11 protein-coding genes are annotated in these 12561 nt (G+C 57.3%); 5 read left to right on the forward strand and 6 right to left on the reverse strand.

What is annotated here, in order from left to right:
• Positions 1 to 105: 105 nt before the first annotated feature.
• From RV1423_RS13560 to RV1423_RS28560, 4 genes are read left to right on the forward strand one after another with little or no spacing between them, the layout of a single operon-like run.
• Positions 106 to 987: a metallophosphoesterase gene (locus tag RV1423_RS13560; RefSeq protein WP_231502277.1), complete on the forward strand. Its 882-nt coding sequence runs from the start codon at positions 106 to 108 to the stop codon at positions 985 to 987.
• Between the two features lie 31 nt (positions 988 to 1018).
• Positions 1019 to 1924 carry a cytochrome c gene (locus RV1423_RS13565; protein ID WP_051516675.1) on the forward strand — a complete coding sequence of 302 codons (906 nt, stop codon included), beginning with the start codon at positions 1019 to 1021 and terminating at the stop codon, positions 1922 to 1924.
• Positions 1921 to 2469, forward strand: a complete 549-nt coding sequence (locus tag RV1423_RS13570) for a sigma-70 family RNA polymerase sigma factor (protein WP_051516676.1) — start codon at positions 1921 to 1923, stop codon at positions 2467 to 2469. The genes RV1423_RS13565 and RV1423_RS13570 overlap by 4 nt, the downstream gene beginning before the upstream one ends.
• A 1-nt stretch (position 2470) precedes the next feature.
• Complete coding sequence (locus tag RV1423_RS28560) at positions 2471 to 3181, forward strand: anti-sigma factor (RefSeq protein WP_051516677.1); 711 nt, start codon at positions 2471 to 2473, stop codon at positions 3179 to 3181.
• 347 nt (positions 3182 to 3528) lie between these two features.
• On the opposite strand, the gene RV1423_RS13580 is transcribed toward RV1423_RS28560, so the two are convergent.
• The 5 genes from RV1423_RS13580 to RV1423_RS13600 form a co-directional block, all read right to left on the reverse strand.
• Entirely contained in the window at positions 3529 to 5745 is a 2217-nt protein-coding gene (locus RV1423_RS13580) for an OsmC domain/YcaO domain-containing protein (RefSeq protein ID WP_034297385.1), read from the reverse strand.
• Positions 5746 to 5925: 180 nt separating this feature from the next.
• Complete coding sequence (gene guaA / locus RV1423_RS13585) at positions 5926 to 7506, reverse strand: glutamine-hydrolyzing GMP synthase (RefSeq protein WP_034297387.1); 1581 nt, start codon at positions 7504 to 7506, stop codon at positions 5926 to 5928.
• A 104-nt stretch (positions 7507 to 7610) separates the two neighbouring features.
• Positions 7611 to 9071, reverse strand: a complete 1461-nt coding sequence (guaB, locus tag RV1423_RS13590) for an IMP dehydrogenase (protein ID WP_034297391.1) — start codon at positions 9069 to 9071, stop codon at positions 7611 to 7613.
• Between the two features lie 141 nt (positions 9072 to 9212).
• Complete coding sequence (locus RV1423_RS13595; protein WP_034297394.1) at positions 9213 to 9530, reverse strand: RnfH family protein; 318 nt, start codon at positions 9528 to 9530, stop codon at positions 9213 to 9215.
• Positions 9523 to 9954, reverse strand: a complete 432-nt coding sequence (locus tag RV1423_RS13600) for a type II toxin-antitoxin system RatA family toxin (RefSeq protein WP_034297396.1) — start codon at positions 9952 to 9954, stop codon at positions 9523 to 9525. The genes RV1423_RS13595 and RV1423_RS13600 overlap by 8 nt, the downstream gene beginning before the upstream one ends.
• Positions 9955 to 10022: 68 nt before the next feature.
• On the opposite strand from RV1423_RS13600, the gene smpB reads away from it, so the two are divergent.
• Positions 10023 to 10472, forward strand: coding sequence for an SsrA-binding protein SmpB (gene smpB, locus RV1423_RS13605; RefSeq protein WP_034297399.1), 450 nt, complete (start codon positions 10023 to 10025; stop codon positions 10470 to 10472).
• A 36-nt stretch (positions 10473 to 10508) separates the two neighbouring features.
• Here smpB and RV1423_RS13610 read toward each other — a convergent pair whose 3' ends face one another.
• Positions 10509 to 12092 carry a tetratricopeptide repeat protein gene (locus tag RV1423_RS13610; protein WP_034297402.1) on the reverse strand — a complete coding sequence of 528 codons (1584 nt, stop codon included), beginning with the start codon at positions 12090 to 12092 and terminating at the stop codon, positions 10509 to 10511.
• Between the last annotated feature and the right edge of the window lie 469 nt (positions 12093 to 12561).

Raw genomic sequence — 12561 nt, forward strand, 5'->3', positions numbered from 1 at the left:
GCGGACATATGTAACAAAGTCGGTTGATTGGAATAAAAACGAAGTCATCAGGGTATTGCTTCTATAAGGCGTCGACCTTCGATGCCCAACTCTGGAGCCATACAAATGATGAATCAACCCTTTGACCGTCGCGATTTCCTCAAACTTGCTGGCGTGGGCGGCGCTGTTTTAGCCTCGGGCCTGGGGCCTTGGGGAAGCGCCCAGGCAGCCGCTGGAGAAGACTTCTTCTTTGTCCAGATGACAGACACCCATTGGGGTTTTGAGGGACCACCCAACCCAGAAGCCAAGAACACGCTTCGCAAAGCGGTGGCAGCTGTCAACAGCCTCGAGCGCCAGCCCGACTTCATCATGTTCACCGGCGACCTGACCCACGCCGCTGCCGATGAAAAAGAGCGTCAACGCCGCATGACCGAATTCAAAGCCATCGTCAGCGAACTCAAGGTCAAAGATGTTCGCTTCATCCCGGGTGAGAACGACGCCGGACTCGACAACGGTGAAATGTACCAGCATGTCTTTGGCACGGGGCACTACAGCTTCAAGCATAAAGGCGTTCATTTTGTCGCGCTCGACAATGTGTCTGACCCTAACGGCCTGATTGGCGAACAGCAACTGGAGTGGTTGCATGCCGACCTGGCTCGGCTCGACAAAACCGCCCCCGTGGTGGTCTTTGCGCATCGCCCATTGTTTGACATGTACCCGGCTTGGGACTGGGCCACCAAAGATGGCGCCAAAGCGATTGACATCCTGACCCCATATCAAAACACAACCGTGTTTTTTGGTCACATCCACCAAGAACACCACCAGATGACGGGGCGCATCGCCCACCACGCCGCGGAATCACTGATCTTCCCCTTCCCCTTGGCTGGCAGCCAGCCCAAGCGGACCCCCGTCGCCTGGGATGCGGCACATCCATTCAAGGGTTTGGGCTATAGCACCATTACCGAGCATGCAGGGGAATCCAAACCTAACCGTCGTTCGTTGGCCTAAGACTCCCCCGTTGGCACAAGGAATCACATCCATGACAAACGCACAACAATCAAAGCCTTGGCTTTGGATGATCGGGTTGGTTTGCGCCGTAAGCATCGCCCCGGCTGCCAACGCGGGGGCCAACATCACCAATGGCAAATACATTTACAACGCGGCCGACTGCATCGGCTGTCACGCGGGCAACGGTAGTTCATCGCTGCCGTCTGGCGGCTTGAGTCTCGATACACCTTTTGGTACATTTAGAGTGCCCAACATCACACCCGACAAACGTTTCGGCATAGGCAACTGGAGCGAAGCTGACTTTAAACGCGCTTTGCGCGAAGGCGTTGGCAAACAAGGCGAATACCTGTTTCCCGTGTTTCCGTACCCCTCTTTTTCCAAGCTCAGCGATAGTGATATAGCCGATCTCTACGCCTACATGATGACTCTGCCTGCCGTACCAGCCCCCAACAAACCGCACGAGGTTAAGCCGCCCTTCAACTGGCGTCCTTTGCTGTTTTTTTGGCGCACCCTGTTCTTCGACTCAGATCTGAAAAAAGCACCGCCGGTTCGAGATGCCGCGTGGAGCCGTGGCAACTACCTGGTTCATGCGGTGGCGCATTGCGAGGAATGCCACACACCTCGCAATGTCATGGGTGGACTGAAAACATCATTGGCCTTCTCAGGCAATGTCGGCGGCCCTGATGGGCAGAATGCGCCCAACATCACCTCTGATGTAAGCACAGGCATCGGAGGCTGGTCCGTCGCGGACATCCAGAATCTGCTCAAAACAGGCATGACACCCGACTCCGACCTGGTTGGCTCCGGTATGAAGGCTGTCGTTCGAGGGACGTCCAAACTCAGCGATGCTGACCTTCGCGCCATGGCGGTCTACCTCAAAAGCGTCCCCCCCATCCACATCGAGCCCATACCAAAGCCCGCCAGCAAAGCCCCTTGAATCCTGACTTCATGAAGCCATCAACCCGCAACTTTGAAACCCTCATCCTGCCTTGGCTGGACGCCGGATATAACCTGGCACGCTGGTTGCTGCACGATGAAGTCGCCGCCGGCGACGTGTTGCAAGAGGCCTCATTGAAAGCCTTCCGCTTTCTCGGCAACTTGCAGGGAGACGATGCCCGCCCCTGGTTTTTGGGCATTGTTCGCAATGCCTGCTATACCCATCTGCAACAGCAAAATGGTCATCTGGAAATCACCGGATTTGACGACGACGTACTGGAGAGCTTACATCACCAAGATGGACAACATTCGCCCGACCCAGCAACGTTGATCCACCAAAAACAAGAAGTGGGTCGAGTCAACCAGGCATTGCAAGCCTTGCCCACCAAATTAAGGGAGATCATCGTGCTGAGAGAGCTAGAAGGCTTGGAATATGCCGAAATCGCCCAAATCGCGGAACTACCAATCGGCACGGTGATGTCACGCCTGTCGCGCGCAAGAGCACGCCTCAAGGTGTTGCTGCTGAGCACTGAAGAAGGAAACTGAGATGAAGGACAAGCAAGACGAAGAACTCTCCGCACTGATTCAACAACAAGCCACCCGCTACAAGATGGACGATCAGTTACGCGCCAAATTTCGCACTCAACTGCTGCTGGCCTCCGCCGGACAACCTGACCCGGCCTCAAAGAACAAGGCCCCGAAATCTATTCGCCCCAAGATCCGGTTGGGCAAGAGCTGGGCCATCGACCTCATTGGATGGCGCAACCTGGCCATCAGTTTCCTGTTCGGAGTCGCCCTCACTTTGTTACTCACCCCCCGTATACCGCCACTGAGCTTGCTGAACTCAATCGACGAAGAACTGGTCGCCGACCATGTCCGCTCACTCCGGGTTGGCCCCCTGCTTCAAGTTCAGTCCAGCGACCGCCATACTGTCAAACCTTGGTTTCAAGGCAAACTGGACTATGCTCCCCCGGTGCTGGACTTGGCAGCAGACGACTTCCCTCTGTTGGGCGGCCGGGTTGAACACATCGATAAAAACTCTATCGCCACTCTGGTCTACGGGCGACACGGGCATGTGATCAACTTGTTCGTCTGGCCATCAGAAAGCCAAAGCGCCATCCAAAACACTCAAATTAAAGGCTTCAATCTCAGCCATTGGAGCGATGCACGCATGCAGTTCTGGGTGGTTTCCGACATGGACTCTACAGAGCTCGCACGCTTCGTGCAGTTACTGCAAGCCAAGCTACTGAAGCTTTAACGTTATAGCTTGATCCATGCATTTCGGATCTCCATGAACTGCATGCCTGGGGCGCGACTACTGATCGTTGAAGCCAACGAGCACCTCTTGCAAGTTGCTGCACACAGATACCGTGACTGATCAATGGTGTCGATCTTGATATCACTTTAGAACCGTTTCCTCAGCCAGTAAGTGCCAGTCTGGCACAGTAGCTCGTACACCATCACAGGCGCCATCCATTCCGGTTGACCTTCCGGTTGGCGGCATCAACACTGACGCACACCGGCACAGATAGTAGCCCTGGTATCGAACATGCGTTTGTGGCGAAAGTTAAACGACATCATGGCATCCAGCCATGACGCGTCACCCTAACCGGCTGTAGCCGCCACGTTGGCTCGCGCCCTATGCAATTTTTTGTAGCTGTCGATCAGGCGGCGGTGCCTGTCGAGGCCCTCCAGTTTCATACTCGTTGGCGTTAACCCGAAGAAGCGCACGCTGCCGTCCACTGACCCCATTACCGCGTCCATCCGAGCGTTACCGAACATCCGACGGAAGTTGACTGCGTAGTCGTCCAGTTCCAGGTCGTCATCGAGCAGCACCTCCAGCACCACATTCAAGGCCTGGTAAAACAATCCGCGCTCGACCGTGTTGTCGTTGTACTGCAGGAAAGCTCCCACCAGCTCTTGCGCCGCCTCAAACTGCTGCAAGGCGAGATGAATCAGCAGCTTCAACTCGAGAACCGTTAGCTGCCCCCACTCCGTATTCTCGTCAAATTCGATGCCGATCAAAGTGGCGATATCGGAGTACTCATCCAACTCATTGCTATCCAACCGCTCCAGCAGTGCAGCCAGGCCGGCATCGTCCAAACCATGCAAGTTCAAGATATCGGCGCGGAACAATAGCGCCTTGTTTGTGTTGTCCCAGATCAAATCCTCTACCGGGTAAACTTCCGAATAGCCGGGCACCAAAATCCGGCAGGCTACGGCACCCAACTGGTCATATACCGCTGTGTACACCTCTTTTCCCATGTTTTCGAGAATGGCGAACAAGGTGGCGGCTTCCTCGGCATTGGAGTGCATTTTGTCATTCTGCCCTCGGCCGGAAAAATCCCACTCGACAAACTCGACATTCGCTTTGGCGCTGAAAAAGCGCCACGACACGATACCGCTGGAATCGATAAAGTGTTCGACGAAGTTATTTGGCTCAGTCACGGCTTCACTTGCAAAGGTAGGCCGAGGCAAATCGTTCAGACCTTCAAAACTGCGCCCCTGCAGTAATTCCGTGAGACTGCGTTCCAGCGCCACCTCGAAGCTTGGGTGCGCCCCGAACGAGGCAAAGACACCGCCTGTGCGCGGGTTCATCAAGGTGACGCACATCACCGGGTAGGTCCCACCCAGGGATGCATCCTTCACCAGCACCGGAAAGCCCTGCTCTTCCAATGCCTGAATCCCGGCCAGGATGCCGGGATATTTCGCCAGCACTTCCTGCGGCACATCAGGTAATGCGATTTCACCTTCCAGGATTTCGCGCTTTACTGCCCGTTCGAAAATTTCGGACAGGCATTGCACCTGCGCCTCAGCCAGCGTATTACCGGCACTCATGCCATTGCTGACGAACAGGTTTTCGATCAGGTTGGACGGGAAATACACCACTTCGCCGTCCGACTGCCGCACATACGGCAGCGAACAAATGCCGCGCTCTACATTGCCGGAGTTGGTGTCGACCAGATGCGAGCCACGTAACTCGCCATCGGGATTGTAGATTTGCAAGCAGTACTCATCGAGAATTTCAGCGGGCAGCGCATCTTTGCGGCCAGGCTTGAACCAGCGCTCGCTCGGGTAATGCACAAACGCCGCATTGGCGATGTCTTCGCCCCAAAACGCACCGGCGTAGAAATGGTTGTTGTTGAGCCGTTCGATATACTCGCCCAAGGCCGATGCCAACGCGCTTTCCTTGGTCGCGCCCTTGCCATTGGTAAAACACATCGGCGAGTGCGCATCGCGGATATGCAAGGACCATACATTGGGAATGATATTGCGCCACGACGCGATTTCAATCTTGATGCCCAAGCCAGCCAAAACACCCGACATATTGGCGATGGTCTGCTCCAGCGGCAGATCCTTGCCCGCAATATAGGTGCTGGCGTCGGAAGCCGGCTTCAACGCCAGCAGCGACTGAGCATCGGCATCCAGGTTCTCCACCTCTTCAATGACAAACTCAGGCCCGGCTTGCACTACCTTTTTCACCGTACAACGTTCGATGGAACGCAATATTCCCCGGCGGTCTGCTTCCTGAATATCAGCCGGTAGCTCAACCTGAATCTTGAAAATTTGCTGGTAGCGGTTTTCCGGATCAACAATATTGTTCTGGGACAGGCGGATATTTTCGGTAGGAATGTTGCGAGTGTTGCAGTACAACTTCACGAAGTAAGCCGCACACAAGGCCGATGAGGCCAGAAAATAATCGAAGGGGCCAGGCGCCGAGCCATCGCCCTTATAACGGATAGGCTGGTCGGCCACCACCGTGAAGTCATCGAACTTCGCTTCAAGACGCAGCTTATCGAGAAAGTTGACTTTAATTTCCATGGGGGAAGTCTAAAAATGGTGCTAAAAAATGATGTGGCCGCTATCACTCGTAGCCACGCTGGCGCCCAGAATATAAAGCCCTGTAAAAACAGGGCTTTAATAGAACTCATTTCTTATCACGCCTATTTATGAAATGAGTTCTAGTCAATCAACTAGCGAACAATATCTCCGCGAGGAATTTCATTCCCACTCGATCGTCGCAGGCGGCTTGCCCGAAATGTCGTAGACCACGCGGTTGATGCCGCGCACTTCGTTGATGATGCGATTGGACACATGGCCCAGCAGTTCGTGCGGCAAATGCGCCCAGTGTGCAGTCATGAAGTCCTGAGTCTGCACTGCGCGCAAGGCCACCACATATTCGTAGGTGCGTCCGTCGCCCATCACGCCGACCGACTTGACCGGCAGGAACACGGCAAAGGCCTGGCTGGTCTTTTCGTACCAGCTTTGGCCATCGGCGTCCTTGGTGTTGCGCAGTTCTTCGATGAAGATCGCATCGGCGCGGCGTAGCAGGTCGGCGAATTCTTTCTTCACTTCGCCGAGGATGCGCACGCCCAGGCCCGGGCCCGGGAACGGATGGCGGTACACCATTTCGTGCGGCAGGCCGAGCGCCACGCCCAGTTCGCGCACTTCGTCCTTGAACAGTTCGCGCAGCGGTTCCAGCAATTTCAGGTTCAGCGTTTCGGGCAAGCCGCCGACGTTGTGATGGCTCTTGATGGTATGGGCGGCCTTCTTGCCCTTGCCTGCACTCTCGATGACGTCAGGATAAATCGTACCCTGCGCCAACCATTTGGCGCTCTTCAACTTGCCCGATTCAACCTGGAACACTTCGACGAATTCACGACCGATGATCTTGCGCTTGGCTTCAGGGTCGGTCACGCCGGCCAGATGGCCCATGAACTGGTCGGTGGCGTCGACGTGGATCACCTTGACGCCGAGGTTCTTGCCGAACATCTCCATGACCATCTTGCCCTCATCCAGACGCAGCAAGCCGTGGTCGACGAACACGCAGGTCAACTGGTCGCCGATGGCGCGGTGGATCAACGCGGCAGCCACGCTGCTGTCGACGCCGCCGGACAGGCCGAGAATGACTTCGTCGCTGCCGACCTGCTTGCGGATCGATTCGACCGCTTCGGCGATGTAGTCGGGCATGTTCCAGTCCGACTTGCAACCGCAGATGTCGAGCACGAAACGGCTCAGCAATGCCTTGCCTTGCAACGTGTGCGTGACTTCCGGGTGGAACTGCAGCGCGTAGAAACGACGCTCTTCATCGGCCATGCCGGCAATCGGGCAGTTGCCGGTGGATGCCATCAGCTTGAAGCCGTGCGGCATTTCGTTGACCTTGTCGCCGTGGCTCATCCAGACCTTGAGCATGCCGTGGCCTTCGGCTGTGGTGAAGTCGGCGATATCTTTGAGCAAAGCGGTATGGCCGTGGGCGCGCACTTCGGCGTAACCGAATTCGCGCAGCTTGCCGTTTTCAACCTTGCCGCCCAGTTGCTCGGCCATGGTCTGCATGCCGTAACAAATACCGAGGACCGGCACCCCCAGCTCGAACACCGCTTGCGGCGCACGCGGCGTGTCGCCCTCCGTCACGCTGTTCGGACCGCCCGAAAGAATCACGCCGGACGCACCGTAGTTGCGAACGAACTCGTCGCTGACGTCGTAGGGAAAGACTTCGGAAAACACGCCGGCTTCACGCACGCGACGAGCGATCAGTTGGGTGACCTGGGAACCGAAATCGATGATCAGAATTTTAGAGTGCATGGATGTGATGATAGGCAAGTTTGAAAATGTTCCGGCGGCGAAAATAAGTCAAAAGGCCGCAACCCGAAAAGGAGCGCGGCCTTTTGTCACTATCGTCACCTTGCTTAGTCGGCGCGGTAGTTAGGGGCTTCCTTGGTGATCTGGACGTCGTGGACATGCGACTCGCGCATGCCTGCCGAGGTGATCTCGACGAACTCGGCTCTTTCGCGGAATTCATCGATGGTGGCGCAACCGCAATACCCCATCGAGGAACGCACGCCGCCCACCAGTTGATACAGGATCGCCACAACGCTGCCCTTGTAGGCGACGCGGCCTTCGATGCCTTCCGGGACCAGCTTGTCGGCGTTGTTTTCGCCGTCCTGGAAGTAGCGGTCGGCCGAACCGTCGGTCATGGCGCCGAGACTGCCCATGCCGCGATACGATTTGTAGCTGCGGCCCTGGAACAGGATCACTTCTCCCGGCGCTTCTTCAGTGCCGGCGAACATGCTGCCCATCATGACGCTGGAAGCGCCTGCGGCCAGTGCCTTGGAGACATCGCCCGAGAAGCGGATACCACCGTCGGCGATGACCGGCACGCCGGTGCCTTCCAGCGCTTTCGCCACATTGGCGATGGCGGATATCTGCGGCACGCCGACGCCGGCGACGATACGGGTGGTGCAGATCGAGCCGGGGCCGATGCCTACCTTGACCGCGTCGGCGCCATGCTCGACCAATGCCTTGGCGGCCGCGCCGGTGGCGATGTTGCCGCCGATCACTTCAACGTGCGGGTAGCGGGTCTTGACCCATTTGACGCGATTGAGGACGCCGGCGGAATGGCCGTGGGCGGTATCGACGACCAGGACGTCGACGCCAGCGGCGACCAGCAATTCGATGCGTTCGTCATTGTCGGGACCAACACCGACGGCCGCGCCGACGCGCAGCTTGCCTTGGCCGTCTTTGCTGGCGAACGGATGGGCGGTGGATTTCTGGATGTCCTTGACGGTGATCAGGCCGCGCAACTCGAACTTGTCGTTGACGACCATCACGCGTTCGAGGCGATGTTTGTTCATCAGGCGCTTGGCTTCTTCCGGATCGGCACCGTCCTTGACGTAGACCAGTTTCTCGCGCGGGGTCATCTTGGCCCGTACTTCGGCGTCGAGGTCTTCCTCGAAGCGCAGGTCGCGGTTGGTGATCACGCCTACCAGGCTGCTGCCTTCGACGACCGGGAAACCGCTGATGCCGTGCTGTTCCGAAAGCGCGATCACTTCACGGATCTTCATGGTCGGCGGGATGGTGATCGGATCGCGCACCACGCCGGATTCGAAACGCTTCACCTTGGCGACTTCGCGCGCCTGCTCCTTGGGCGTCAGGTTCTTGTGGACGATTCCGATGCCGCCCTCCTGCGCGATGGCAATCGCCAGGCGCGCTTCGGTCACGGTATCCATTGCCGCGGAAACCAGCGGAATATTCAGGCGGATGTTGCGTGTCAGACGCGTAGCAAGGGAAGTATCTTTGGGAAGGATGTCCGAGTAGGCCGGGACGAGGAGCACGTCATCGAACGTGAGTGCTTTTTGGAGAAGACGCATAGCATTTCCTATAGGCGCAAAAGCGAATTATACAGAAAACTTTTGTGCCCGTCGCGTCGACCTTGATTTTTCCGTGAAATGTGCAGCTTATTTGCCGCACCGTTGCCTTAACATTGCCACAGGCAAGCAGGAACGCGCGGGTTAAGCACCCTTCCCGCCTTTTTTCACGACGCGGCGCCGGCGCGAATCCTTGGGATCGGCAATCAGCGGACGATAGATTTCAATACGGTCATTGTCGCGCAGCACGGTGTCCAGCGTCTTGAGCTTGCCGTAGATGCCGACGCGGCAGACGGTCAGGTCGATTGCTGTACACTCGCGCAATACGCCGCTTTGCATGATGGCCTGCTGCACGGTCGTGCCGGCCTGCACGCTGACCGGCTTGCGGATGCACAGATCCGGCGCGGCGTAACAGATCTCGACCTGCAACTGTCCGGCTTGCAATTGCTGCGCCTCAGCCATATATCTGTTCTGCACGTTTGCAGAAAGAGTCGACGAAACTGTTGGCGATCATGCTGAATACCGGGCCGATCACCGACTCCAGGATGCGACTGGAAAACTCGTATTGCATGTCAAACTCGATCTTGCAGGCGTCGTCGCGTAAGACCTTGAAGTTCCAGCGCGCTTCGAAATGCTTGAACGGCCCTTCCACCAGATGCATGGTCATGTTGCTTGGAGGCACATTGGTGTTCTCGGTGGTGAAGGATTGCTTGAGGCCGTGATAATTGATCTTGAGCTTGGCCTTGAGCTTGTCGCCGTGGCGCTCTTCGACGTCGACGCCACCGCACCAGGGCAGGAATTCGGGATAGTCTTCGACGCGGTCGACCAGCTTGAACATCTGCTCCGCGCTGTAATTGATCAAGACTGTTTTATGTACGACTGCCATGAAAGGTGGTCCGTTTGATAAAATCGCAAAGTTGAAATTTTAACCGACACCACGGATTTTCCGACCAGATGAGTATTGTTGATAATAAAAAAGCATTTTTCGATTACTTCATCGAGGAACGTTATGAAGCAGGCATCGTCCTGGAAGGCTGGGAAGTCAAAGCCATCCGTGCCGGCAAAGCGCAGATCAAGGAAGCCTACGTGATCATCCGCAACGGCGAGATTTTCCTGTTCGGCGCGCATATCAGCGCCCTCACCAGCACGTCCACCCACGTCCACCCGGAAACCACGCGCACGCGCAAGCTGCTGCTCAATGCTGCGGAAATAGCCAAGCTGATCGGCAAGGTGGAACGCTCGGGTTACACCCTGATGCCGCTGAACCTGCATTTCAGCAAGGGCCGCATCAAGTGCGAGATCGGCCTGGCCAAGGGCAAGAAACAACACGACAAGCGCGAGACCGAGAAACAGCGCGACAGCCAGCGCGAAATCCAGGCAGCCATGAAGACGCACCGCCGCTGATCGGTGCATTCCCCCTTGGCGCTCAGCGACGCTTATTTATTTGCCTGCGGCCAGCCGCAGGCATTCCGCAACCTCTTCCACCACGCCTGACCAATCCCCCCGGATTTGCTGTCGGAACACCTTGACGGTCGGATACCAGCGCGAACTGCCGGTCTGCCAGCCCCAGCGCCACTCGCTTTCATAGCGCAGCAACAACCAGGCCGGCTTGCCCAGCGCGCCGGCAAGATGAATCATCGCGGTGTCGGCGCTGATGACCAGATCAAGATTGTCGATCAGTGCGGCGGTTTCCGCCATGTCGATCATGTCGTGCTCAAAACGGCGCATGCGCCGCCACTGCTCCATCTCGGGCACATCGCCTGATGGAATCTGCTGCTGCAGGCTGACCAGCTCGACGTCGATGTCCACCAGCGGCCGCAGATGGCTCAATGGAATGTCGCGCGTGTAATTGATCATGTCGAATTGCCGTCCGGCCCATGCCAGACCGACCCTGAGCCGCGACCTTGGGCCGAGCGCCGCTGCCCACTGCCGCTTGGCTTGCGTATCGGCATGCAGGTAGGGAGCGGCGGCTGGAATCGTCGCCAGCTTCCAGCTCAGCGCCAGCGGCAGACTCATCAAAGGGCAATGAAAGTCGAGCGGAATGAGCGTCTTGTCGTTGCTCACCAGTGTCACATTGGGTGCCGCCACCAGGGAAGACAATAAACGGCGCAGGGTTTCCGGCACGCAGACGGTGACTTGCGCGGCCATCTCGGCAATCAGCGGGATATAGCGCGCGAACTGGATGGTGTCGCCCAGTCCCTGCTCGGCCCACAACAGGATGCTCCTGCCTTCGAGCGAGGGCTCGCCCAGCCAGGCGGGAATGTGTGGGAACAGTCCCTGTCCGCGTAGTTGCCCTGTGCGCCAACGCGCCTCGTGATGCTGCCAGCCGCCGGCGAAATCGCCTTGCAACAACAAGCAATAGCTTTGCGCCATTTCCGCCTCGGGAAAATTCGGCTGCCGGCTCAATGCCTGTTCGTAGCACCATAGCGCCTGATTGATGCAGTTCATCTTTTGCAGGACGTTGCCGCGATTGTAGATGGCGGCCGCATCTTCGGCCGATTGTGCCAGGATGCGGTCATAGCACAACACGGCCTCTTCATGGCGGTTCAGATGCAGCAATACGTCGCCGCGCTGATTCAAGGCCCGCTGGTGCGTCGGCGCGAAATCCAGAGCGCGATCGAGGCTGGCAAGGGCTTCGTCGAAGCGCTCCAGCCGCATCTGCAATGTGGCTTGCCGGCACAGGAGATCGGCATTCTCCGCGTGTTCTTCCAGCAACAATTGGCATTGCTCAAGCGCGAGGATCACGGCGCGCTGCCGCGACTGGCTCGCCTCTTCCAGCGTAGGGAAACTCCGCAGGCAGTCGTCGCAAGCTTCAATGGCTTCGTCGTAGCGCTCCTGCTCCAGCAGCAGGCCGGCGCGGCGCATCAGCGCCGGCACAAAGGCCGGATCGAGAGCAATCGCCCGCTCGACGGCGTCCAATGCCTCTTCGGGTCTGCCCTGCACATCCGCGGCGATGCTCTGCGTCAACAACTGCATCAGTTCCTGCAAATGGCGCGGGTCTTGCAAAAGCTTGTCATGCAACATGTATCAAGTCCATCTCATCCATACTTGCCATTCCGTGCATGCCGCTCATGCAATCGAGCCGACCGCGTTGCCACTGCAAAGCCTTGCACGCGACTTGTCAGGCAAGCCCCGAAATCTGAAATGACCGCTATCGGATGTGTCGTTGCTGTTCATGTACTTTTCCCCTGCTTGATGGCTTTGCGAGCACGAATGGCGCCGGTTCTTTACCCTCATTTGCACCTCGTAACCCAAACCTCGAAGATGCCGGCTGCGAATAGTATCGGCCATAGCTACATGTAAAACCCCATCCTTGCATGTAAAACCGGGTAAATTCCGGTCGGCAGCCGCGATACACGGCTTCGCAAGGCCGCCGTTTTCGCGCGGGCATCTTTCCAGGCGACCGGCGGCATCGATGACCGCGCAGAAAAAGTGCAAGTAAAACAATGTAAAGATACGGATGCCAATCGTTACCCTTGTACCGCCCGCCGGC

The organism is Herbaspirillum sp. RV1423 (assembly GCF_000577615.1).
Taxonomy (GTDB): domain Bacteria; phylum Pseudomonadota; class Gammaproteobacteria; order Burkholderiales; family Burkholderiaceae_D; genus Herbaspirillum.

Excerpts from the sequence above, each read along its gene's own strand:
- RV1423_RS13560 (WP_231502277.1), top strand. The coding sequence starts at position 106 with ATGATGAATCAACCCTTTGACCGTCGCGATTTCCTCAAACTTGCTGGC.
- RV1423_RS13565 (WP_051516675.1), top strand. The coding sequence starts at position 1,019 with ATGACAAACGCACAACAATCAAAGCCTTGGCTTTGGATGATCGGGTTG.
- RV1423_RS28560 (WP_051516677.1), top strand. The coding sequence starts at position 2,471 with ATGAAGGACAAGCAAGACGAAGAACTCTCCGCACTGATTCAACAACAA.
- RV1423_RS13580 (WP_034297385.1), bottom strand. The coding sequence starts at position 5,745 with ATGGAAATTAAAGTCAACTTTCTCGATAAGCTGCGTCTTGAAGCGAAG.
- guaA (WP_034297387.1), bottom strand. The coding sequence starts at position 7,506 with ATGCACTCTAAAATTCTGATCATCGATTTCGGTTCCCAGGTCACCCAA.
- guaB (WP_034297391.1), bottom strand. The coding sequence starts at position 9,071 with ATGCGTCTTCTCCAAAAAGCACTCACGTTCGATGACGTGCTCCTCGTC.
- RV1423_RS13595 (WP_034297394.1), bottom strand. The coding sequence starts at position 9,530 with ATGGCTGAGGCGCAGCAATTGCAAGCCGGACAGTTGCAGGTCGAGATC.
- RV1423_RS13600 (WP_034297396.1), bottom strand. The coding sequence starts at position 9,954 with ATGGCAGTCGTACATAAAACAGTCTTGATCAATTACAGCGCGGAGCAG.
- smpB (WP_034297399.1), top strand. The coding sequence starts at position 10,023 with ATGAGTATTGTTGATAATAAAAAAGCATTTTTCGATTACTTCATCGAG.
- RV1423_RS13610 (WP_034297402.1), bottom strand. The coding sequence starts at position 12,092 with ATGTTGCATGACAAGCTTTTGCAAGACCCGCGCCATTTGCAGGAACTG.